23 protein-coding genes are annotated in these 21,136 nt (G+C 63.4%); 17 read left to right on the forward strand and 6 right to left on the reverse strand.

Annotated features, from left to right (window positions below; translation table 11 throughout):
* The first annotated feature begins 151 nt into the window (after nt 1–151).
* The 3 genes from LB520_RS03870 to LB520_RS03880 all read left to right on the forward strand — a co-directional run bounded on the left by LB520_RS03870 (nt 152) and on the right by LB520_RS03880 (nt 2,899).
* Entirely contained in the window at nt 152–1,555 is a 1,404-nt protein-coding gene (locus LB520_RS03870; protein ID WP_095765342.1) for an L-serine ammonia-lyase, read from the forward strand.
* An 84-nt stretch (nt 1,556–1,639) separates the two neighbouring features.
* A complete protein-coding gene (locus tag LB520_RS03875) occupies nt 1,640–2,077 on the forward strand; it encodes a DUF1489 family protein (RefSeq protein WP_095765343.1) in 438 nt (145 codons plus the stop codon).
* Between the two features lie 123 nt (nt 2,078–2,200).
* Nucleotides 2,201–2,899, forward strand: coding sequence for a molecular chaperone DnaJ (locus tag LB520_RS03880; RefSeq protein WP_224636485.1), 699 nt, complete (start codon nt 2,201–2,203; stop codon nt 2,897–2,899).
* Nucleotides 2,900–2,942: 43 nt separating this feature from the next.
* On the opposite strand, the gene LB520_RS03885 is transcribed toward LB520_RS03880, so the two are convergent.
* On the reverse strand, nt 2,943–4,367 hold the full coding sequence (locus LB520_RS03885; protein ID WP_224636487.1) for an SPOR domain-containing protein: 1,425 nt from the start codon (nt 4,365–4,367) through the stop codon (nt 2,943–2,945).
* Between the two features lie 288 nt (nt 4,368–4,655).
* Here LB520_RS03885 and LB520_RS03890 point away from each other — a divergent pair, with 288 nt between their 5' ends.
* The 3 genes from LB520_RS03890 (at nt 4,656) to clpA (ending at nt 8,061) form a co-directional block, all read left to right on the forward strand.
* The gene (locus tag LB520_RS03890; protein WP_140841261.1) at nt 4,656–4,985 is read left to right on the forward strand and encodes a phasin family protein; all 330 of its coding nucleotides are present in this window, start codon (nt 4,656–4,658) and stop codon (nt 4,983–4,985) included.
* Between the two features lie 277 nt (nt 4,986–5,262).
* Nucleotides 5,263–5,589, forward strand: a complete 327-nt coding sequence (clpS, locus tag LB520_RS03895) for an ATP-dependent Clp protease adapter ClpS (RefSeq protein ID WP_036258315.1) — start codon at nt 5,263–5,265, stop codon at nt 5,587–5,589.
* 6 nt (nt 5,590–5,595) lie between these two features.
* The gene (gene clpA / locus LB520_RS03900) at nt 5,596–8,061 is read left to right on the forward strand and encodes an ATP-dependent Clp protease ATP-binding subunit ClpA (protein ID WP_095765347.1); all 2,466 of its coding nucleotides are present in this window, start codon (nt 5,596–5,598) and stop codon (nt 8,059–8,061) included.
* A gap of 90 nt (nt 8,062–8,151) precedes the next feature.
* On the opposite strand, the gene LB520_RS03905 is transcribed toward clpA, so the two are convergent.
* The 4 genes from LB520_RS03905 to LB520_RS03920 form a co-directional block, all read right to left on the reverse strand.
* Nucleotides 8,152–8,580: an HIT family protein gene (locus LB520_RS03905; RefSeq protein ID WP_140627829.1), complete on the reverse strand. Its 429-nt coding sequence runs from the start codon at nt 8,578–8,580 to the stop codon at nt 8,152–8,154.
* A 172-nt stretch (nt 8,581–8,752) separates the two neighbouring features.
* The gene (locus LB520_RS03910) at nt 8,753–9,967 is read right to left on the reverse strand and encodes a GNAT family N-acetyltransferase (protein WP_224636489.1); all 1,215 of its coding nucleotides are present in this window, start codon (nt 9,965–9,967) and stop codon (nt 8,753–8,755) included.
* A gap of 55 nt (nt 9,968–10,022) precedes the next feature.
* Complete coding sequence (locus LB520_RS03915; protein ID WP_224636491.1) at nt 10,023–10,751, reverse strand: glycerophosphodiester phosphodiesterase; 729 nt, start codon at nt 10,749–10,751, stop codon at nt 10,023–10,025.
* An 8-nt stretch (nt 10,752–10,759) separates the two neighbouring features.
* Nucleotides 10,760–11,224 (reverse strand): RidA family protein, encoded by a 465-nt coding sequence (locus LB520_RS03920; protein WP_224636492.1) that lies wholly within the window; start codon nt 11,222–11,224, stop codon nt 10,760–10,762.
* Between the two features lie 139 nt (nt 11,225–11,363).
* Here LB520_RS03920 and LB520_RS03925 point away from each other — a divergent pair, with 139 nt between their 5' ends.
* The 5 genes from LB520_RS03925 to tsf all read left to right on the forward strand — a co-directional run bounded on the left by LB520_RS03925 (nt 11,364) and on the right by tsf (nt 15,160).
* The gene (locus tag LB520_RS03925; RefSeq protein WP_224629301.1) at nt 11,364–12,194 is read left to right on the forward strand and encodes a cell envelope integrity EipB family protein; all 831 of its coding nucleotides are present in this window, start codon (nt 11,364–11,366) and stop codon (nt 12,192–12,194) included.
* An 82-nt stretch (nt 12,195–12,276) separates the two neighbouring features.
* Entirely contained in the window at nt 12,277–12,555 is a 279-nt protein-coding gene (locus LB520_RS03930) for a DUF4031 domain-containing protein (protein ID WP_140841277.1), read from the forward strand.
* On the forward strand, nt 12,552–13,163 hold the full coding sequence (locus tag LB520_RS03935) for a LysE family translocator (protein ID WP_224636494.1): 612 nt from the start codon (nt 12,552–12,554) through the stop codon (nt 13,161–13,163). The genes LB520_RS03930 and LB520_RS03935 overlap by 4 nt, the downstream gene beginning before the upstream one ends.
* Before the next feature lie 175 nt (nt 13,164–13,338).
* Nucleotides 13,339–14,118, forward strand: a complete 780-nt coding sequence (rpsB, locus tag LB520_RS03940; protein ID WP_095765354.1) for a 30S ribosomal protein S2 — start codon at nt 13,339–13,341, stop codon at nt 14,116–14,118.
* A gap of 121 nt (nt 14,119–14,239) precedes the next feature.
* Nucleotides 14,240–15,160: a translation elongation factor Ts gene (gene tsf / locus LB520_RS03945; protein WP_224636496.1), complete on the forward strand. Its 921-nt coding sequence runs from the start codon at nt 14,240–14,242 to the stop codon at nt 15,158–15,160.
* A gap of 53 nt (nt 15,161–15,213) precedes the next feature.
* Here the strand turns inward: tsf and LB520_RS03950 are convergent, their stop codons facing one another.
* Nucleotides 15,214–16,140: a LysR family transcriptional regulator gene (locus tag LB520_RS03950; protein ID WP_224636497.1), complete on the reverse strand. Its 927-nt coding sequence runs from the start codon at nt 16,138–16,140 to the stop codon at nt 15,214–15,216.
* A gap of 114 nt (nt 16,141–16,254) precedes the next feature.
* Between LB520_RS03950 and LB520_RS03955 the strand changes: the two genes are divergently transcribed.
* From LB520_RS03955 to LB520_RS03980, 6 genes are all read left to right on the forward strand, one after another.
* Nucleotides 16,255–16,782 carry a nuclear transport factor 2 family protein gene (locus LB520_RS03955; RefSeq protein ID WP_224636498.1) on the forward strand — a complete coding sequence of 176 codons (528 nt, stop codon included), beginning with the start codon at nt 16,255–16,257 and terminating at the stop codon, nt 16,780–16,782.
* Nucleotides 16,783–16,820: 38 nt separating this feature from the next.
* Nucleotides 16,821–17,930 carry an aldo/keto reductase gene (locus LB520_RS03960; RefSeq protein WP_224636499.1) on the forward strand — a complete coding sequence of 370 codons (1,110 nt, stop codon included), beginning with the start codon at nt 16,821–16,823 and terminating at the stop codon, nt 17,928–17,930.
* Nucleotides 17,931–18,098: 168 nt separating this feature from the next.
* Complete coding sequence (pyrH, locus tag LB520_RS03965; protein WP_095765617.1) at nt 18,099–18,821, forward strand: UMP kinase; 723 nt, start codon at nt 18,099–18,101, stop codon at nt 18,819–18,821.
* An 84-nt stretch (nt 18,822–18,905) separates the two neighbouring features.
* On the forward strand, nt 18,906–19,460 hold the full coding sequence (gene frr, locus LB520_RS03970; protein WP_224636500.1) for a ribosome recycling factor: 555 nt from the start codon (nt 18,906–18,908) through the stop codon (nt 19,458–19,460).
* A 31-nt stretch (nt 19,461–19,491) separates the two neighbouring features.
* A complete protein-coding gene (locus LB520_RS03975; RefSeq protein ID WP_140545922.1) occupies nt 19,492–20,211 on the forward strand; it encodes an isoprenyl transferase in 720 nt (239 codons plus the stop codon).
* A gap of 11 nt (nt 20,212–20,222) precedes the next feature.
* Complete coding sequence (locus tag LB520_RS03980) at nt 20,223–21,038, forward strand: phosphatidate cytidylyltransferase (protein WP_224605817.1); 816 nt, start codon at nt 20,223–20,225, stop codon at nt 21,036–21,038.
* The last annotated feature ends 98 nt before the right edge of the window (nt 21,039–21,136 follow it).

Here is a 21,136-nt window from a genome sequence, read left to right on the forward strand (position 1 = left end):
GGGGTGCCGGCACTTCGACAGGCGGCAAGCGATGTCGCTGGCGGAGCAAACAAGGTCGGCAGCCGCAGCGCCGCGCCATGCAAAACAGCGGAAACATCGCGGGGAATTCCTATATGTTAGCCTTGAGCGGTCCTCAGGAGACGACGCCCCAGTGTTCCTTTCGGTTTTCGACCTGTTCAAGATCGGCATCGGCCCATCGAGCTCGCACACCATGGGGCCGATGACGGCCGCGCGCCGTTTCCTCGACGAGATCCTGGCCGGCGACTGGCCCCGGCCCGCCGGCGTCAAGGTTGACCGCATCGGCGCCAGCCTGCACGGCTCGCTTGCCTATACCGGCATCGGCCACGGCTCCGACCGCGCCGTCATCCTCGGCTTGGCCGGCCAGACACCGCAGACGGTCGATCCGGACGAAGCCGACGGCATCGTCGCCCGCATCGGCGCGGAGAAGCGGGTTTCGCCGCCCGGGCATCCGACATACCGCTTCGATCCCGCCAAGGACCTCGTGCTCGACCGCAAGACGCCGCTGGCCGGCCATGCCAACGGCATGGCCTTCTATGCCTATGATGCGTCCGACCGGCTGCTGCTCAAGCGCATCTATTATTCGATCGGCGGCGGCTTCGTGGTTTCCGAGGAAGAGCTGCAGCGCATGAAGGCAAAGGGCTCGGTGACGACCGAGGGCAAGAAGGTACCGTACCCCTTCAAGAACGCCGCCGAAATGCTGGCCATGGCGGCCAAGAGCGGGCTTTCGATCGCCGAGATGAAGCGCGCCAACGAGGAAATGCATATGTCGCGCGAGGAGCTCGACGAAGGCCTCGACGCGATCTGGGGCGCGATGAAGGGCTGCATCGATCGCGGCTTGTCGCAGGACGGTATCATGCCGGGCGGTTTGAAGGTGCGCCGCCGTGCGCGGCAGCTGCACGACAAATTGCAGGAACAGTGGCAGCAGAACAGGCCAAATCCGTTGCTCGCCAATGATTGGCTTTCGATCTACGCCATGGCTGTCAACGAGGAGAACGCTGCCGGCGGTCGCGTGGTTACGGCGCCGACCAATGGCGCTGCCGGCACGCTGCCGGCAGTGCTGCGCTACTGGCTGCATTTCCATCCCGAAGCCGACCAGCCGAGCATCCGCGACTTCCTGCTGACGGCCGCCGCCGTCGGCGGCATCATCAAGTCCAACGCCTCGATCTCGGGCGCCGAGGTCGGTTGCCAGGGCGAGGTGGGTTCCGCTTCGGCGATGGCCGCCGCCGGGCTTTGCGCCGTCATGGGCGGCACGCCCGAGCAGGTGGAGAACGCCGCCGAGATCGCGCTCGAGCATCATCTCGGTATGACATGCGATCCTGTCGGAGGCCTTGTGCAGGTGCCCTGCATCGAGCGCAACGCGCTTGGCGCGGTGAAGGCAGTGACGGCGGCCTCCTTGGCCATCAAGGGCGACGGCACGCATTTCGTACCGCTCGACGCCGCGATCGAGACCATGCGCCAAACCGGCCTCGACATGAACGAGAAATACAAGGAAACCAGCCTCGGCGGCCTCGCGGTCAATGTGGTGGAGTGCTGAGGTCTTATCGAGACCCCAGGCTGGCCCTGTGGAGAAGTCGCTCAAGGCGTTGACGCGTCAACCCTTGCGGCTAAATCTTGGGGCATGTCACTCAATCTTATCAAACTGTGCGTCGGTTGCGACAGCGTCGAGGACCTCGAAGAGTGGATCGCCTTCCGCCTCGACGAGCGGCGCCGTGCGGGCGAGCCGGCCGAGCACTGGCACACCACCCGCATGGTGCCGACGCGCGGCGACGAGATCACCGACGGCGGCTCGCTCTATTGGGTGATCAAGGGCAGCGTGCAGTGCCGGCAACTGATCACCGAGATCCGGCCCTTCGTCGACGGCGAGGGCATCGGCCGTTGTCATCTGGTGCTCGATCCTGAGGTGGTGCGCACCGACTGGCAGCCGCGCCGCGCCTTCCAGGGCTGGCGTTATCTCAAGCCCGCCGACGCACCGGCCGATCTCGGCAAGGGCAGGGCGGCACTCGCCGAAATGCCGCCGAAGCTCAGGCTCGAACTCGCCGAACTCGGCCTGCTGTAGCGCCGCGCCGGCCGGCAAACCCACCGCTGGCCCTTCGGCTCGTCCGATGTGGGACTTGCAAGCGCCGGACCTTGGTCCCATCCTATTTGTTATGCTCGGTCATCCGTATGGCGATGCTAGTCGATGGGTGTGATCCTCGCTTTGGCAGCGGTGCTTGTGGTGCTTTTCGGCGCCGCCATGCTCTTTGTGCGCGCTGATCCCGCAAGGATGGCCGATAGTCTGAGATCGCTTGGACCGGCTTTTCTGGGCTTGGTCGGGGCGCCCATGCTGGTCTTCGGCCGCAGCCTTATCGGCGGACTGCTTTTGCTCGCGGCGCTGGCCTGGGCCGGCTGGATACGCACGAGGCGGCCTCCGGCGCGCGCCGCCGCTTCCAAACATTCGACGGTGCGCACTGCCGCGCTCGAAATGGACCTCGACCACGACAGCGGAAAGCTCGAGGGGCTCGTCCTGGCCGGGCGTTATGAAGGCAAGATGCTGGGCGCAATGGGGCTGACGGACCTGCGCCAGCTTCACGGCGAGCTCAGCCCGGACATGGAGAGCCGCCAGCTCCTAGAGACGTATCTTGACGGCCGTTTTCCCGTCTGGCGCAAGGACGCGCAGCCGCACGGTGGCGAAGGGCTGGGTGTTGCGCCAGGTGCGGGCTCCATGACTAAGGAGGAGGCCTACAAGGTCCTTGGTCTTGAAGCGGGGGCTGCCGCGGCGGATATCCGCAAGGCGCACCGCCGCCTGATGCAGCGCCTGAACGCCGATGTCGGCGGCACGTCTGTCCTGGCGGCGCGGATCAATGAAGCCAAGGACGTCCTGCTCTCCAATCACGATTAGTCTCCTTCGACGCGGGTACTTTCCCGGAGATTTCAACAGCCGCCTATTGCTCGACGGCGTAGCACGAGATTTTCTTGCGCTTCAGGGCGTCGCAGGCCTTCCAGGCGGCGTCCTTCGAGCCGAAGCCGCCGAAACGGGCGCGGTAGTAGGTGGTGCCGTCCTTGTCGAAAGCGACCGTGAAGCCCGATGCGTCCGCCAAGACCCTCGGCGCCTGCTTGCTCGTCTTTTCGAGCAGCGCCTGGGCTCCGGTTTTCGTCGGCGACGATGCAACCTGAACGACCCAGCCGGAGGGCACTGACGATGTCTTGACCGGATCGATCGCCGGTGCTGCGGGCGATGGGTCGGCATAAGCGGTGACGACCTGGGCCGAGGCTTCCTCGGTTTTGGCGGGCGGCGCCATCGCGGCCACGGCAACCGTCTTCACCTTCTTGATCTGGATCACCGGCTTCGTCTCTTCGGCGACCTGTTGGCTGTCGTCCTGGACGTCATCATCGGCTGAGGCGACGACAGCGTCATCCGTAGCCGGCTTGGCGTCCGGAGTCGGCGCGTCATGCTTGGGCAAAAAGACCTTGGCCAAGGTCTTGATCGGATTGTCGTTGCCCTTGGCGATGAGATCGCCGCCGCCGCGCGTCGAGGCGCGCGGCAGATAGGTGTTGATAAGCGCGGCCATCTGGTTGTCGCGGCTGCGGCCGGAAGCGCCGCCCATCACCACCGCGACGAGGCGACGGTCGCCATCGGCAACGGAGGAGACGAGGTTGTAGCCTGACGCGCGAGTGTACCCGGTCTTGATGCCGTCGACGCCCTTGATGCGTCCGAGCAGACGGTTATGGCCGTTGATGCGCTGACGGCCATATAGAAACGAGCGCTGCGAGAAATAACCGTAATATTGCGGATAATGCTCGCGGAGCGCGATGCCCAGCATCGCCATGTCGCGAGCCGTGGTGAACTGGCCGGGGTCGGGCAGGCCGTTGGCGTTGCGGAAGACGGTGCCGTTCATGCCCAGCTGGCGCGCCTTGGCCGTCATCATGCGGGCGAAATTGTCTTCGCTGCCGCCAAGCATCTCGCCAAGCGCGGTCGCCGAGTCATTGGCAGATTTCGTCACGATCGACAGAATCGCGGTCTCGACCGGAACCGAGCCGCCGGCGCGCACGCCGAGCTTGGTCGGCGCCTCGGCGGCGGCATGAGCGGAAAACGGAACCGGGGTGTTCTTGCTGATCCTGCCCTTCGCCAGCGCTTCGAAGGTGAGGTAGAGCGTCATCATCTTGGTAAGCGAGGCGGGATAGCGCCGGCCATTGGCGTCAGCGGAGTAGAGCACCTTGCCGGTCTTGGCGTCCACGACGATGGCCGAGGCTCTTGCTGCCATTGCTGACGCTACGTCGGCGACGACAACCGTCATCGCGAGCGAGGCGATCATAATTGCCTTGAGGGAGAAAGATTTGGAGACTAGCCCCGACAACGCCTGACGCACCGTTACTTACCCTGAATTTCGTTGCCCCGGAGGCGGCAAAGGGAGTGCCGGCCTCACTTCCAGCCAAGCTATCGCGCCCAGCGTTACCAATCCGTTTATGGTAACCGCCGCGTTCACCATTTTTCGGCAAATCGAGCTTCTCTTTAATCGAATTTTACCGGCCGCCGGTGCTGGACCCCCTGCATACCAAGGGGATTCTTGACTTTTGTGCATCGCACAATATATTGAGGTGCATTGCACAAGGGCGCCCGGGGCAAAAAGGGCGTTTCAACCAAAGGGAAGTATGAAATGACCCAGACCTATGAGGACTTCACGAAATACGGCAAGGAATTTGCCGACACCGGGCTGAAGAGCTTCGCCTCGCTCACCAAGGGCGCGCAGGCGATCGCCACTGAAGCCGGCGAATACACTAAGAAGAGCTTCGAAGCCGGCACCGCCGCCTTCGAGAAGCTGTTCGCGGCCAAGTCGATCGAGAAGGCCGTCGAGATCCAGGCCGATTACGCCAAGCAGAGCTATGAGAGCTTCGTGGCCGAGGCCAGCAAGATCGGCAATCTCTATGCCGAGCTCGCCAAGGAAGCGTACAAGCCCTTCGAATCGGTGGTCGCCAAGGCGAAGTAATTTCGCCCGATCACACCGGACACGGCCAGCGGGCCAATCAAAAGGACCCGGTCGCGAAAACGCGGCCGGGTTTTTTCATGCGTGATCGCAACCTGACGCACCTTGCCGCATTCACGATTGAGAAATTCGCTGCAGTTTGCCCACCTAGCCATATTGTCAGCTAAACAGAAGGGCTTAAAATCGTCCATCGAGAACCTACATGTTGAACTCGCATGAGGATTCGAAAAGGCTGGACTACGTGACGATCGGTTTGACTGCCACGGCAGGCGTGGTGCGAATGCAAAGTGACGGAGACCGCAACGATCCCGGTCGCGGCACCGCTGTCATCACGCGCACCAAAACCAAGACCAAGAAGCCCAGTCTCTACCGGGTCCTCATTCTGAACGACGACTACACCCCGATGGAGTTCGTCGTTCACGTCCTGGAACGATTTTTCCAAAAGGACCGCGAAGCCGCCACACGCATCATGCTTCATGTTCACAATCATGGAGTGGGCGAGTGCGGCATCTACACATTCGAGGTGGCCGAGACCAAAGTGTCCCAGGTCATGGATTTCGCCCGACAGAATCAGCATCCGCTGCAATGCGTGATGGAGAAGAAGTGAGGTAACATGCCGGCTTTCTCCCAAGGCCTGGAAAAGGCGCTACATCAGGCGCTGACATTCGCCAACGAGCGGCATCATGAGTATGCGACGCTCGAACATTTGCTGCTCGCCCTGATCGACGATACCGAGGCGGCCGCCGTCATGCGCGCCTGCAACGTCGATCTCGACGAGCTCAAGCATACGGTTCTCACCTATATCGACACCGAGCTCGACAACCTCGTCACCGGTTATGACGAGGATTCGAAGCCGACGGCAGGTTTCCAGCGCGTCATTCAGCGCGCCGTGATCCATGTGCAGTCGTCCGGCCGCGAGGAAGTGTCCGGCGCCAACGTGCTCGTCGCCATCTTCGCCGAGCGCGAGAGCCACGCTGCCTATTTCCTGCAGGAACAGCAGATGACCCGCTACGACGCGGTCAATTACATCTCGCATGGCATTGCCAAGCGCCCAGGCGCTTCGGAATCGCGCACGCCGCGCGGCGCCGAGGACGAGCAGGGCGGCCAGAACGGCGCCGAACCGCAGGAAGAGGGCGGCAAGAAGAAGCAGCAGGACGCGCTGACGGCCTACTGCGTCAACCTCAACAACAAGGCGCGCGCCGGCAAGATCGATCCGCTGATCGGTCGCGACAGCGAGATCAACCGCACCATCCAGGTGCTGTGCCGCCGTTCCAAGAACAACCCGCTCTATGTCGGCGATCCGGGGGTCGGCAAGACGGCGATCGCCGAAGGTCTCGCCAAGCGCATCGTCGAAGGCGATGTGCCGGAAGTGCTGCAGGACGCCACCATCTTCGCGCTCGACATGGGCACGCTGTTGGCCGGCACCCGCTATCGCGGCGACTTCGAGGAGCGGCTGAAGCAGGTCGTCAAGGAGCTCGAGGACTATCCGGGCGCGGTGCTGTTCATCGACGAGATTCACACGGTGATCGGGGCCGGCGCCACCTCAGGCGGCGCCATGGATGCATCGAACCTTCTGAAGCCGGCGCTGTCGTCCGGCGCCATCCGCTGCATCGGCTCGACCACCTACAAGGAGTTCCGCCAGTTCTTCGAGAAGGACCGCGCGCTGGTGCGGCGCTTCCAGAAGATCGATGTCAACGAGCCGACCATCGAGGACGCCATCGAGATCATGAAGGGCCTGAAGCCCTATTTCGAGGAGTTCCACAAGGTCCGCTACACGAGCGAAGCGATCAAGGCCTCGGTCGAGCTGTCGGCGCGTTACATCAACGACCGCAAGCTGCCGGACAAGGCGATTGACGTGATCGACGAAACCGGCGCTTCGCAGATGCTGGTGCCGGAAGCCAAGCGCAAGAAGACGATCGGCATCAAGGAGATCGAGGCGACGATCGCCACTATGGCGCGCATCCCGCCGAAGACGGTCTCGGCGGATGATGAGAAGGTGCTGCAGGGGCTCGATATCGAGCTGAAGCGCGTGGTCTACGGCCAGGATACGGCCATCACTGCGCTGACCTCGGCGATCAAGTTGGCGCGCGCCGGCCTGCGCGAACCGGAGAAGCCGATCGGCTCCTACCTGTTCTCAGGCCCGACCGGCGTCGGCAAGACGGAAGTCGCCAAGCAGCTTGCCGCCTCGCTCGGCGTCGAGCTGATTCGCTTCGATATGTCGGAATACATGGAACGCCACACCGTCTCGCGGCTGATCGGCGCGCCTCCCGGCTATGTCGGCTTCGACCAGGGCGGCCTGCTCACCGACGGCGTCGACCAGCATCCGCATTGCGTGCTGTTGCTCGATGAGGTCGAAAAGGCGCATCCGGACCTGTTCAACATCCTGTTGCAGGTGATGGACCACGGCAAACTGACGGATCACAACGGCAAGCAGATCGACTTCCGCAACGTGATCTTGATCATGACCACCAATGCGGGCGCCTCGGACGCGCAGCGTGCGGCGATCGGCTTCGGCTCGACCAAGCGCGAGGGCGACGACGTCGAGGCGATCAACCGGCTGTTCACGCCGGAGTTCCGCAACCGCCTGGACGCGATCATCCCGTTCGGTTCGCTGCCGGTGCCGGTTATCCATCAGGTGGTGCAGAAGTTCGTCATGCAGCTTGAGGCCCAGCTCTCCGAGCGGGGCGTCACCTTCGACCTGTCGCCGGATGCAATCGCCTGGCTGGCCGACAAGGGCTATGACGAGCGCATGGGCGCGCGTCCGCTCGGCCGCGTCATCCAGGAGCACATCAAGAAGCCCCTGGCCGACGAGGTGCTGTTTGGCAAGCTCAAGAAGGGCGGCACGGTGCGCGTCACCGTCGAGAAGAAGGAAACCGGCGAGTCCGGCCTGAAGCTCGAATCGCTCGCCGACGAGTCGCCCGTGCAGCCGAAGAAGGAAGAGCCGGAAGACTCGCCGAAGCCGAAGAAGGCGGTGGCCAAGAAGCCGGCGCCCAAGAAGGCCGTGGCGCAGAAGCCGGAGCCGAAGGGCAAGGACGGCAACAAACGCAGCCTTGTGCCGCAACTGCCGCGCAAGGGCTGATCGGCCTTCATTTGAAATGCAAAAGAGCCCCGGCAATGGGGCTCTTTTCTTTTGAGCGGTCAGCGCGCAGTCACCGGGTCGAAGGCTGGGTCAGCTTCCCAGCGCCGCGCGGATCTTGCCGGCGTTCTCGGCCAGCACCTCAGGCTTCTCCATCTGACCGGAATGCGGCTTCAACGGCACGCCTTCGAAGCGCGGCACGACGTGGACATGCAGATGGTAGACGGTCTGCCCGGAGGCCGATTCGTTGAACTGCATGAGGGTGACGCCGTCGGCGTCGAATGCCTTTTTCACTGCCACGGCCACCTTCTGGACGACCGCGAACAGCGGACCGAGCGTTGCCGGATCGGCGTCGAGCATGTTGCGGGACGGCGCCTTGGGCATCACCAGCGTGTGGCCCATGCCTTGCGGCATCACATCCATGAAGGCGACGACCGCATCGTCCTCGTAGACGCGGTGCGACGGAATCTCGCCGCGCAGGATTTTCGCAAAGATATTGCCGGGATCATAGGCTTCGGCCATGGGGTGACACTCCCAATTGCATTCACCGTCCGGTGTAGCGAAGCCGCCGATGGGCGGCAAGGCGCTCGGGCGAGATCGCTGAAGCGCGTCGTAAGGAATGGATTCGGGCGACGCGCTTTAAGTCTCTGTTTTCATGTTTTCATCGCAGCGGCATGGCGCGCGGTGAGGCCGGCTATTCCCCAAGATCCTTGCGGAAGGGCGTGTGCTCTTCGAGATATTCGGCCATGCGCTCGACCTCGCGTCGCTCGCGCCTGAGATAGTCGGCGACGGCGTTGCGCAAGCCGGGATGCGAGAAGTAGTGCGCCGAATGCATGGTCACCGGCCTGTAGCCGCGCGCCAGCTTGTGCTCGCCCTGCGCGCCTGCCTCCACCACCTTGAGCTTGCGCTCGATCGCGAAATCGATCGCCTGATGGTAGCAGACCTCGAAATGCAGGAAGGGGTGATCCTCGATGCAGCCCCAGTTGCGGCCGTAGAGCGCGTCGGAGCCGATGAAGTTGATGGCGCCGGCGATATAGCGGCCGTTCCGCTTTGCCATCACCAGGAGGATGTCGTCGGCCATGCGCTCGCCGATCAGCGAGAAGAACTGTCGGTTGAGATAGGGCCGCCCCCATTTCCTGCCGCCGGTATCCATGTAGAAGGCGAAGAAATCGTCCCAGGCGCTTTCGGTGATGTCCTTGCCGGTCAGCCAGTCGATCGAGATGCCGTCGGCAAGCGCTTCGCGGCGCTCCTTCTTCATTGCCTTGCGCTTGCGCGAGGCAAGCGTGGCGAGGAAGTCGTCATAGGTCGAAAAGCCTTCGTTGAAGAAATGGAACTGCTGGTCGGTGCGATGCAGGAAGCCCGCCGCTTCCAGTGTCGCCACATCCGGCTCGGTGGCGAAGGTGACATGCGCGGACGAGACGCCGAGCTTGTCGGTCACCAGCTTCAGGCCTTCCGCCAGTCCTGCCTTCACCGCACTTTCATTCTCGCCTTTGCCGACCAGCAGGCGAGGGCCGGTGACCGGTGAAAACGGCACCGAGCATTGCAACTTGGGATAATAGCGGCCGCCGGCGCGCTCGAAGGCGTCCGACCAGCCGTGGTCGAAGACATATTCGCCCTGGCTGTGCGATTTGAGGTAACAAGGGACGGCGCCGAGAAGCCTGCCTTGCGCGGTTTCCAGCCGCAAGTGATGACCCTGCCAGCCAGTGCGCCGGACAGCGCAGCCGGAATCTTCCAATGCGCTTAAAAAAGCGAATGAAACCAGCGGGTTGTAGCCGTTTTCTTGGTCGCCGCGTGTGGTTCCGGCAAAGCCGTTCCATTCTTCGCAGGTGAAGGCGCCGATACCCGCCGCGATGCGGATGGCATAATCCGCGTTCGCTGCCCGTCCATCGTCTTCGTCGCCCTGATCCATGGGGCTTATTTAAGCTTCGCAGGGGCAGCTACAAGTCACGTTTGAGGCACTCGGCTCAGCCAACTCTCACCAGGCCGGGATCGAAACCCTCGAAGGTCATCTGGTCGGCATATTTGAAGGTGAGGTCGACCGCCGGCTGGTCATGCACGGTCCAGGTAATGACCGGCATCTTCAGCTTTTCGCGCACGAAGCTGACGAAGGGGTTGGGCAGGTCGCCGGCAGCGTAGGAGGTGAAGGCGAGGTCGTGCGCGAGCATCGCGAAATGCGCCTCGATCAGCTGGTTGTCCCTGCCATAGGCGGTCAGCCCGCCGGGGATGCCCGGGGCGTCCTTGGCGAAGTCGCGGATCAGCCAGTGATCAAACGACATGATCGCCACCTTGCCGTTGTAGCGCTTGAGCAGCCGGCCGACGCTTGCCACCAGCCCGGCATCATGGCCGGGAACGCCTTTCAACTCGACCACCAGCGGCACACGGCCGTCGATCAGGTCGAGCGCCTCCTCGAGCGTCGGCACGTGGTCCTTGGTGCCGCCGACCTTGAGCGCCGCCAGTTCGGCCGCGGTGCGTTGCCACACGAAGCCATCCTGGCCGGTGAGGCGTTTCAGATCGCCGTCATGGATGATGACCGGGACGCCGTCGGACGAGACATGCACGTCGCATTCGATAGCGTAGCCGCGCTCGGCCGCCGCGGCGAAAGCCGACAGCGTGTTTTCCCAGCGCGTCTTGTTCATGTCGTGGAAGCCGCGATGCGCGACGGGCTGCGCAATCAGCCAGGACAGATCGGTCATGTTGAGCCTCATTCGACTTCGAAGATCGCTTCGATCTCGACCGCGGCGTTGAGCGGCAGCGAGGCGGTGCCGACGGCGGAGCGGGCATGCTTGCCGCGCTCGCCGAGTGCGGCGACCAGGAAGTCGGAGGCGCCGTTGGCGACAAGATGCTGCTCGACGAAATCCGGCGCGGAGGCGACGAAGACGGTGATCTTGACCAGGCGCCGGATCTTTTCGAGATCGCCTAGTGCGGCCTTGGCCTGCGCCAGGAGGTTGATGGCGCAGAATTTCGCGCCTTCCTTGCCTGCAGCGGTGTCGATGTCGCGGCCGAGCAGCCCGCTTGCCTGCAGCTTGCCGTCCTTCAGCGGCAACTGGCCGGCGGTGAACAGCGTGTCGCCGGTGCGGCAATAGGGCACGTAGTTGGCGGCGGGCGCGGCGGCGGCCGGGAGGGTGACGCCAAGATCGCTTAGCCGCTTTTCGATTGTTTCGCTCATTGGTTTTCCCTATTGCTGGAAGACGCCGCGTTGGCCGGGCCGAAATTGCTATTTTTGCCTCGCTTCCGCCATGACTTTTTTTAAGCTGGACTATCTTTCCCTGCGGTCTGCCTCGCGGCCGCGACGATCGGAGCAACGCATGCGCGCAACGCGCCTTTTTCTCGCCGCCGCCTGTTTCTCGGCGATGCTCCCGATGGCGCCGGCCCTTGCTGTGCCCGCGCTGCAGGCGCATCGCGCCGTCTACGATCTCACGCTCAACAAGGCCTCCGACCGCTCCGGCATTACCGGCATCACCGGCCGCATGGTCTATGAGTTCAATGGTTCCGCCTGCGAAGGCTATACGGTGAAATTCCGCTTCGTCACTCAGATTGCCACCGCCGACGGCACGAAGCTGACGGACCAGCAGACGACCACGTTCGAGGATGCCGAAGGCAAAACTTTTTCGTTCGTGACGAAATCCTTCACCGACCAGAATCTCGACAAGGAAGTGAAAGGCATCGCGACCCGGGAGCAGAAGGGCCTCAAAGTCGAGATCGACAAGCCTGAGAAGAACAGCCTCGAGCTTGCAGCGACGCAGTTCCCGACCCAGCATTTGGTCGAGCTGATCGGCAAGGCCGAAAAGGGCGAAAATTTCTACCAGACCAATCTGTTCGACGGCTCTGAGGACGCCAACAAGGTGATGACCACCACCGTCATCGTCGGCAAGAAGACCGATGTCCAGAAATCCGACCCGGAGGCGCCGGCGCTGGCCAAGCTCGCGACCGACAAATACTGGCCGGTCGACATCGCCTATTTCGACGATACCGACAACAAAGGCGAAGAGGTGCCCGAATACCGGATCAGCTTCAAGCTGCACGAGAACGGCATCACCCGCGACCTCGTCATGGACTATGGCGAATTCTCGATGACCGGCAAGCTGGTGAACCTGTCGCTGTTCGATCAGACCAAGCCTTGCCCGGCGTCGAAATAGCAATTGCTGACGGCAGCCGGCCCGGATTGCAGGCTTGGCCTCCGAATACCATGCGTGAGGCTCACCGAATGCGGTGGGCCTGATGGCAGTCTATGTCGATGCGGCGATCTGGAAATGGGCCGGCCACCGCTGGTGCCATCTGCTGGCCGACAACACCGACGAACTCCATCGCTTTGCAGCCGAGCTGGGCCTTAAGCGTTCGTCCTATCAGGGGCCACCCAAGACATCGGCGCCGCATTACGATATCACTGGCTTCGAGCGTGATCGCGCGGTCAGGCTTGGGGCGATCGAATGCAGCCGCGAGGACATCGTGGCGATCTTTCGCCGCGTCCGGGTTCCGAATGGGAAGGTAAGACGATGACGATGACGGCGTTCCTGGCTTATTGCGTCGCGATCTCGTTGGCCGCCGCCACGCCTGGACCGGCGATGTTCGCGGTCATCACCAATGGTCTGTCGCGTGGGTTCTTGCGGGCTTTCATAGCCGGCATGGGGGTCGCCGCCGGCGACGCCGTCCTGGTCACCCTGGCGTTGCTCGGGTTGGTGGCGTTGGCCCAGACCTTCGAGTGGATTTTTCTTTTGCTGAAATACGCCGGCGCCGCTTACCTGGTCTTTCTCGGCATCAGGATGTGGCGGGCGGCCGCCCAGAAGCCGGACGACTCTCGTCAGACACAGGCGCGGCTGTCGCGGTCCTTCTTTCTCGGCGCGTCCATTGCGCTCGGCAATCCGAAGGCCATTCTGTTCCACGCCTCCATCATGCCGCTGATCCTCAACCTTGACACCATGACCTTCGCCGATGGCCTGCTCGTGGTCCTTGTCGTGGTCAGCGTCAATATCATCACCATGGGCCTCTATGCCGCGATGGCGGGGCGGGCAGCCGGATGGTTCAAGACCCCGAAGCGCATGCGCCTCATGAACAGGCTCGCTGGCGGGGCGATGATCGGTACCGGTGCGCTGATTGCCGCACGTTGATGCGCGAAGTGACGCCCGGCTTGCGTTTGTGACGCTTCCCCTCTATATGCGCGCTCATTCCACACACGGACTTTGGTGTCTGCCCGGGAGAAATCCGGCTGAGACCTCCGGTGGCATCAGGACATAAGTCCGAAATGCCTGTGTCCGTGGAGGCCAACCGGAAAGGAACTAAAGAATGGCTCTGCCAGATTTCAGCATGCGCCAGCTTTTGGAAGCTGGTGTTCACTTCGGCCACCAGACCCACCGCTGGAACCCGAAGATGGCGCCTTACATTTATGGCGCCCGCAACAACATCCACATCATCGACCTGTCGCAGACGGTGCCGCTGCTGCACCAGGCCCTGAAGCAGGTGTCCGACACCGTCGCCAAGGGCGGCCGCGTGCTGTTCGTCGGCACCAAGCGCCAGGCGTCCGACATCGTCGCCGACGCGGCGCAGCGTTCGGCCCAGTATTATGTCAATTCGCGTTGGCTGGGCGGCATGCTCACCAACTGGAAGACGATCTCGAACTCGATCCAGCGCCTGCGCAAGCTCGACGAGACGCTCTCCGGCGAGGCCCAGGGCCTCACCAAGAAGGAGCGCCTGAACCTCGACCGCGAGCGCGAGAAGCTCAACAAGGCTCTCGGCGGCATCAAGGACATGGGCTCGACGCCGGACCTGATGTTCGTCATCGACACCAACAAGGAAGCGATCGCCATCCTCGAGGCCAAGCGCCTCGGCATTCCGGTCGTGGCCATCATCGATTCGAACTGCGACCCGGACAAGATCGACTTCCCGATCCCCGGCAATGACGACGCGGCCCGCGCGATCCAGCTCTATTGCGACCTGATCGCCAAGGCCGCCATCGACGGCATCGCCCGTCAGCAGGGCGCGCTCGGCGTCGACATCGGCGCTTCGGCGGAGGCTCCGGTCGAGCCGGCGCTCGACGCTCCGGCCGCAGAAGCTCCGGAAGCTTGATAAGGAAGGCCGGATCCCGGCCTTCATCTTTCCAATAAGTTGGCGCGCTAAAGCGCTTTTGCCGAGCGCATCACCCGAGTCCCGGTTGGTGCGTCGGCGCATTTGAGACAAAGAGGCGACAATGAGCATTTCGGCTGCACAGGTCAAAGAACTCCGCGACTTGACCGGCGCGGGCATGATGGACTGCAAGGCGGCGTTGAACGAGACCAACGGCGACATGGAAGCGGCCGTCGACTGGCTGCGCAAGAAGGGTATCTCCAAGGCCGACAAGAAGGCCGGGCGCACTGCCGCCGAGGGCCTGATCGGCGTCGACGCCGGCGTGCGTGAAGCCGCCATCGTCGAGGTCAATTCCGAGACCGACTTCGTCGCCCGCAACGAGCAGTTCCAGGAACTGGTCCGCAATGTCGCGAAGGTCGCGCTCGCCTATGGCGCAACCGAAGCGGTTGCCGCCGCCAAGTATCCAGGCTCCGACAAGACGGTCACCGAGACCGTTAAGGACGCGGTCGGCACCATCGGCGAGAACATCAATTTCCGCCGTTCGGCCAAGCTCACCGTGCCGCATGGCGTGGTGGCGACCTATGTCCACAATGCGGTTGCCGATGGGCTGGGCAAGCTCGGCGTGCTGGTCGCGATCGAGACCACCGGCAACGAGCATGCCGCGAACGCCTTTGCCCGCCAGGTTGCTATGCACGTCGCCGCCACCAACCCGGTGGCGCTGACGGCCGATGAGGTCGACCCGGCGCTGATCGAGCGCGAGAAGGCGATCTTTTCCGACCAGGCGCGCCAGTCGGGCAAGCCGGAAGCCATCATCGAGAAAATGGTCGAGGGCCGCCTGCGCAAGTTCTACGAAGAGGTGGTGCTTCTGAAGCAGGCCTTCGTGCTCAATCCCGACATCACCGTCGAGAAGGCGCTGAAGGATGCCGAGAAGGAGATCGGCGCTCCGGCGAAGATCACCTCCTATCTGCGCTTCGCGCTGGGCGAAGGCATCGAGAAGGAAACGACCGATTTCGCGGCGGAAGTCGCGGCCGCGGTCAAGAAATAGCTCCGATCCGAGGGGAGCGCGCGGCGTTTCCTTAAGGTGACGAGCTCACGAGCTCAGGCGACTCGGCCGGGTGTCCGCATGGACGCCCGGCCGATTTCTTGTGCGGTATCGATAAAGGCCCTGAGCTTCGGCGCCATCGACGCGCGGCGCGGGAAATAAAGGAAGAGCCCGGGCTCTTCGATTGCTGTCTTCGGCAGGATCTGGACGAGGCGGCCGGCTGCCAGGTCGGCGCGCACCAGCGGCTCGAAGGCGTAGGCGAGCCCGACGCCGGCCAGCGCCAGATCGATGGCGCCAAGCGAATCCGTGACGACGGTCGTGCCGCGCGTCTCGACAACGACATCCTTGCCGTTGTCGTTCAGGTCCCAGCGGTAAAGCGCGCCTGACCGAACCAGCCGGTAGCCGATGCAGTTGTGATTGGCGAGATCGGCCACGTCGCGCGGACGGCCGTGCTTTGCGACATAGGCGGGAGAAGCAACGATCACGGCTTTGAACGGTGGCGTCATCCTGACGGTGACCATGTCCTGCGCTATCATTTCACCCAGCCGGATGCCGGCGTCAAACCCTTCCCCGACGATATCGATAAGTCCCTGATCGGCAACGATCTCGACCCTCACGTCGGGATAGCGTTCCGCCATCGCCGCGACCACCGGCGTCACCGCCAGGGGGATCGCTATGTTGGAGGCGTTGATCCTGAGCAGGCCGGCGGGCCTTCCCTTCACGCCTCGAATGCGGTCCATCCGCTCGGCGATGTCCTGCAGGGCAGGGCCCGCAGTCTCCACCAGCGCTTTGCCTGCCTCAGTCAGCGAGACGCTGCGCGTCGTGCGCGCAAAGAGCGGCTGGCCGATGCGCTCCTCCACCAGCCGCACCGCATGGCTGACGGCAGACGGGCTCATGCCCAGCTCAGCCGCGGCAAGCGCGAAGCCGCCGCGTCGGGCCACGGCGACAATGACCGGAAGGTGTGTGAGCAGATCGCGATCCATTCATGAATGATATCGCACAGTCTTTGCGAACAATGCAATCTTATCGATGCCCCTGAGCCGGCTCATATTGGCTTCAACACATCGGCGGCGGGCTGATGGCCAAGGAGAGACCAAATGAACGCGTTGAGACATGTAACTTTTGCCGCAGGAATGGTGCTGGCGCCGGTCGATGCCGGCGGTGCCGAACCGGCCGGCTGGCAGGCCCTTGCCGACGAGCGCGCCGTCATCCGCATTGCCGACGCCATCGACCGCGCGGTGGATGCACAGGACTGGAAGCTGGCGCGCAGCTATTTCGCCGAGCGTGTCACCGCCGATTTCAGCAGCCTGTCCGGCCAGCCCGCGGCCAACATCGCGTCCGACGACCTGATCGGCGCCTGGGCGGGCAACCTCAAGGGCAGCAAGACCAGCCTGCATCTGCGAACCAACCATCAGGTCGTGCTCGAAGCCGATGCCGGGACTGTCCGCTCCAATGGCTATGCCTGGAACCGGATGGAAGGCAATGGCGATCCGCTCTGGGAAGTCTGGGGCACCTATGAGCACCACCTGACACGCTCAGCCTCCGGCTGGAAGGTCGACGGCTTCACCTTCCGCATGACGCATGAGCGCGGCAATCCCTGGGTCAAGGCCACCCCCGGCCAGTGACCGGCAGGAAATCAGTTCAGAATCGGGAGACCACCACCATGCCCATGACCTATTACACGCTTGGCAACAGCGGCCTGCGCGTTAGCCGGCTGGCGCTCGGCACCATGACCTTCGGCACCGAATGGGGCTGGGGCGCGGACAGGGACACAGCCCGCGCGATCTTCGACGCCTATGTCGAAGCGGGCGGCAACTTCTTCGACACGGCCGACCTCTATACCGGCGGTACCGCCGAGACCTGGCTCGGCGAGTTCGTCGCCGAGCGCGGCCTGCGCGATAAGGCGGTGATCGCCACAAAATTCACCATGAATTCCGAGGTCGGCAATCCGAATGCCGGCGGCAACGGCCGCAAGAACATTATGCGGGCCGTGGACGCCTCGCTGAAACGGCTCGGCACTGACTATATCGACCTTTATCTTCTGCATGTCTGGGACAGGATTACCCCGGCTGAGGAGGTGCTGCGCACGCTGGACGACCTCGTTCGCGCCGGCAAGGTGCGCCATATCGGCCTCTCCGACGTGCCGGCCTGGTATGCCGGCCGCGCCCAGGCGATCGCCGAACTGCGCGGCTACGAGCCGGTCTCGGCGCTGCAGCTCGAATATTCGCTCGCCGAGCGCGCCATCGAACATGAATATGTGCCTTTCGGCACCCGTCATGGCGCCGGCATCATGGTGTGGAGCCCTTTGGCCAGCGGGCTCCTCAGCGGCAAATACAAGCCGACGCAAGCCGGAAGGGCCGGGCGGCTCGACGGTTTCCGCAACACCACGCATCCCGGCTTCCAGAAGTTCAGCGACCGCAACTGGGCGATCGTGGCGGAACTCGAGAAGGTGGCGGCCGAGCTCGGCCGCAGCATGGCCCAGGTTGCGCTCAACTGGGTGGCGACGCAGCCAGGCATCGCTTCCGTCATCCTTGGAGCGACGAAGCTCACTCAGCTGCAGGACAATCTCGGCGCGCTCGATTTTTCGATTCCCGCCGAGCTTCGCGCGCGGCTGGAAACGGTCAGCGCCACGCCTGCGCCGTTCCCGCATTCCTATTTCGGCTCCGAGATCCAGGTCCGGGTGACCGGCGGCGCCGTGACCGGCGACAAGCCGGCCGGTTATTCGCCCGCGGTCATGATCGAAGGCGAGGCAGTCAGCGTCTCCAGCCGTTGATCAAAAGGGCGGCAACTGATCGAAAAAGCCTGGAATTTTGCACGAGGGCGCGGCGTGACATCGCCGCGCCCTTCGTGTATCGGGTCAATCCGTCATGACAGCATCGCCGGATGAAGCGGGGGTGGTTTTGCCTCCAAAATTGCCGCGCCGAGATATTCGAGGAATGAGATGACGGTGAAGCCCCTCTATCGACGTGTCGTGCTGAAGGCTTCCGGCGAAGCGTTGATGGGTGAGCAGCATTTCGGCATCGATGTCTCCGTTGTCGACCGCATCGCCGCCGACATTGCCGAGGCGCGCGCACTGGGCGTCGAAGTGGGTGTCGTCATCGGCGGCGGCAATATTTTTCGGGGCGTGGCTGTGGCCTCGAAAGGCGGCGACCGGGTCACCGGCGATCACATGGGCATGCTCGCCACCGTCATCAACTCGCTGGCGCTGCGCACCTCGCTCAACAAGATCGGCGTCGATGCCGTCGTGCTTTCGGCGATCGCCATGCCGGAACTTTGCGAGAGCTTTTCCCAACGCCAGGCGACAGCCTATATGAACCAGGGCAAGGTGGTCATCTTCGCCGGCGGCACCGGCAATCCGTTCTTCACCACCGATTCGGCCGCGGCCCTGCGGGCTGCCGAAATCGGCGCCGATGCGCTGTTCAAGGGCACGCAGGTCGACGGGGTCTATTCGGCCGACCCCAAGAAGGACCCGAACGCGGTCCGTTTCGACCGCATCAGCCACGCCGAAGTCATCAAACGCGGGCTTGCGATCATGGACACAGCCGCGATTGCACTTGCGCGTGAAAACAACATTCCGATAATCGTCTATTCGATCCACGAAAAAGGTGGTTTCGGCGATATTCTAAGGGGCGGCGGCCATTGCACGGTCGTCGCGGACAAATAAGCGAGGCCGGCATCCGTTGAACGGTACCGCGGACGGCACGACGGCATAAGCAGTGAACCCGGCGAACGGGTCGAGGAGATGATCATGAGTGGCGAGTTCGAAGACCTGAAGCGACGCATGGACGGGGCGATCGCCGCCTTCAAGCACGACCTGGCGTCGCTGCGCACCGGCCGAGCCTCCAGCAACCTGCTCGACGCCGTCCAGGTCCAGGCCTACGGCACGACGATGCCGATCAACCAGGTGGCCAACGTGACGGTGCCGGAGCCGCGCATGATTTCGGTCTCGGTTTGGGACAAGTCGATGGTCAGCGCGGTCGACCGCGCTATCCGCGAAGCCAATCTGGGCTTCAATCCGATCGTCGACGGCACCAATCTCAGGATCCCGCTGCCCGAACTCAATGAGCAGCGCCGCAAAGAACTGGTCAAGATCTCGCATGGCTATGCCGAGAACGCACGCGTCGCGGTGCGCCATGTCCGCCGCGACGGCATGGATTTCCTCAAGAAGGCTGAGAAGGACGGCACCATCGGCGAGGACGATCAGCGTAAGCGGTCCGACCAGGTCCAGAAGCTGACCGACGAGATGATCAGCACCATCGATCACCTGCTTTCCGATAAGGAAGCTGAAATCATGCAGGTTTAGGGTCGGGGTTTTCCGGCTCGAAAGCGAGACCATGGCAACCCCCGCGCATGTCGCGATCATCATGGATGGAAACGGACGCTGGGCCAAGGCGCGCGGCCTGCCGCGCCTTGCCGGACACCGCGCCGGCGTCGAGGCTCTGCGCAAGACGGTCCGCGCCGCACCCGAGCTCGGCATCTCCTATCTGACGGTCTACGCATTTTCATCGGAGAACTGGTCGCGGCCGAAATCCGAGGTCAGCGACCTCATGGGGCTTTTGAAGCTGTTCATCCGCCGCGATCTTGCCGAACTGCATCAGAACGGTGTGCGGGTGAGGGTGATCGGCGACAAAGAGGGGCTGCAGCCCGATATCCGGGGGCTGCTGCAGGAGGCCGAATCGCTGACCGCCGGCAATGAGGCGCTGACACTGGTCATCGCCTTCAATTACGGCGGCCGCGACGAGATCGTGCGCACAGCGCGCAAGCTGGCGGAGGCCGTCGCGCGCGGCGACATGGCGAGCGAGGCGATCACGGCCGAAAGTTTTGCCGCATCGCTCGACACAAAGGGCATTCCCGATCCCGAGCTGGTGATCAGGACCAGCGGCGAGCTCAGGCTGTCGAACTTCCTTCTCTGGCAGGCTGCCTATAGCGAGCTCGTTTTCCTGCCTTGCTATTGGCCGGACTTCAGCCGCGAGCACCTGGCCGACGCCTTGCGCGACTTTGCCGGCCGTGAAAGACGCTTTGGCGGGCTCGCCGCCCGCGATGTCGCGCTTTAGGCGCCGCACCCATGAGCAACCTCCAGCAGCGCGTCATCTCGGCAATCGTGATGGCGGCTCTGACGCTTGCGCTCACCTGGCTCGGCGGATTGCCGTTCCGGCTGTTCTGCGCCGCAATAGCGGCGCTGATCTTCTATGAATGGACGCGCATGGCGCGTGCCGGGAACGGCGCGGCGCTCGGCTTCCTGCCGGAAGCACTGATTCTGATCTTCGTCGGCGCCCTGATCGCCGGCCTGCCGGCCTTGTGGCTGCTGCTCCTCGTCGCGATCCTGGTGGCGGTCGCGGCCATTGTCGCTCGGACCAAGGGGGCCGCGCCGTGGGAAGCCTCGGGGGTGGCCTACGCAGCACTATCCGGCTTTTCGCTCGCCTATCTCCGTGACGACAATCATTCCGGGCTGATTGCGATTCTCTTCCTGTTCGCCGTGGTCTGGGCAACCGACATAGCTGCCTATTTCGTCGGCCGCGCGGTCGGCGGCCCGAAGCTCGCGCCGTCAATCTCGCCCGGCAAGACGCAGAGCGGCGCGCTGGGCGGCGCCGTCGGCGGCGTTATCGCCGGAGTTTTGCTCTCAATCGCAGCCGGCGCCGGCAATCTCGTTCAGCTTGGCCTGGTGGCGCTTGCTCTGTCGATCGTTTCGCAAGCCGGCGACCTGTTCGAATCATGGGTCAAGCGCCGGCACGGCGCCAAGGATTCGAGCAATCTCATTCCCGGCCATGGCGGCGTCATGGACAGGGTGGACGGGCTTGTCGCGGCCGCGTTCGCACTGTACGTCATGGGCTGGGTCGCGGCGGGCGCCGAGCATCCGGCATTGGGGCTTTTTCCAAACTGAACGACACAGCAGTAAGGCGAAAAATGGCGCGCGCCACCGATTCGCCCGGATTGATGCCACAGTCGCGGTGGAATGTCGCTCGCGGGCGAATTTGAGGG

The sequence above is a fragment of the Mesorhizobium sp. CA12 genome (assembly GCF_020165255.1).
Taxonomy (GTDB): Bacteria; Pseudomonadota; Alphaproteobacteria; order Rhizobiales; family Rhizobiaceae; genus Mesorhizobium.

Coding starts and splice junctions, on each gene's coding strand:
- LB520_RS03875 (WP_095765343.1), top strand. CDS start 1,640: ATGTCACTCAATCTTATCAAACTGTGCGTCGGTTGCGACAGCGTCGAG.
- LB520_RS03880 (WP_224636485.1), top strand. CDS start 2,201: ATGGGTGTGATCCTCGCTTTGGCAGCGGTGCTTGTGGTGCTTTTCGGC.
- LB520_RS03890 (WP_140841261.1), top strand. CDS start 4,656: ATGACCCAGACCTATGAGGACTTCACGAAATACGGCAAGGAATTTGCC.
- clpS (WP_036258315.1), top strand. CDS start 5,263: ATGCAAAGTGACGGAGACCGCAACGATCCCGGTCGCGGCACCGCTGTC.
- clpA (WP_095765347.1), top strand. CDS start 5,596: ATGCCGGCTTTCTCCCAAGGCCTGGAAAAGGCGCTACATCAGGCGCTG.
- LB520_RS03905 (WP_140627829.1), bottom strand. CDS start 8,580: ATGGCCGAAGCCTATGATCCCGGCAATATCTTTGCGAAAATCCTGCGC.
- LB520_RS03910 (WP_224636489.1), bottom strand. CDS start 9,967: ATGGATCAGGGCGACGAAGACGATGGACGGGCAGCGAACGCGGATTAT.
- LB520_RS03915 (WP_224636491.1), bottom strand. CDS start 10,751: ATGACCGATCTGTCCTGGCTGATTGCGCAGCCCGTCGCGCATCGCGGC.
- LB520_RS03920 (WP_224636492.1), bottom strand. CDS start 11,224: ATGAGCGAAACAATCGAAAAGCGGCTAAGCGATCTTGGCGTCACCCTC.
- LB520_RS03925 (WP_224629301.1), top strand. CDS start 11,364: ATGCGCGCAACGCGCCTTTTTCTCGCCGCCGCCTGTTTCTCGGCGATG.
- LB520_RS03930 (WP_140841277.1), top strand. CDS start 12,277: ATGGCAGTCTATGTCGATGCGGCGATCTGGAAATGGGCCGGCCACCGC.
- LB520_RS03935 (WP_224636494.1), top strand. CDS start 12,552: ATGACGATGACGGCGTTCCTGGCTTATTGCGTCGCGATCTCGTTGGCC.
- rpsB (WP_095765354.1), top strand. CDS start 13,339: ATGGCTCTGCCAGATTTCAGCATGCGCCAGCTTTTGGAAGCTGGTGTT.
- tsf (WP_224636496.1), top strand. CDS start 14,240: ATGAGCATTTCGGCTGCACAGGTCAAAGAACTCCGCGACTTGACCGGC.
- LB520_RS03950 (WP_224636497.1), bottom strand. CDS start 16,140: ATGGATCGCGATCTGCTCACACACCTTCCGGTCATTGTCGCCGTGGCC.
- LB520_RS03955 (WP_224636498.1), top strand. CDS start 16,255: ATGAACGCGTTGAGACATGTAACTTTTGCCGCAGGAATGGTGCTGGCG.
- LB520_RS03960 (WP_224636499.1), top strand. CDS start 16,821: ATGCCCATGACCTATTACACGCTTGGCAACAGCGGCCTGCGCGTTAGC.
- pyrH (WP_095765617.1), top strand. CDS start 18,099: ATGACGGTGAAGCCCCTCTATCGACGTGTCGTGCTGAAGGCTTCCGGC.
- frr (WP_224636500.1), top strand. CDS start 18,906: ATGAGTGGCGAGTTCGAAGACCTGAAGCGACGCATGGACGGGGCGATC.
- LB520_RS03975 (WP_140545922.1), top strand. CDS start 19,492: ATGGCAACCCCCGCGCATGTCGCGATCATCATGGATGGAAACGGACGC.
- LB520_RS03980 (WP_224605817.1), top strand. CDS start 20,223: ATGAGCAACCTCCAGCAGCGCGTCATCTCGGCAATCGTGATGGCGGCT.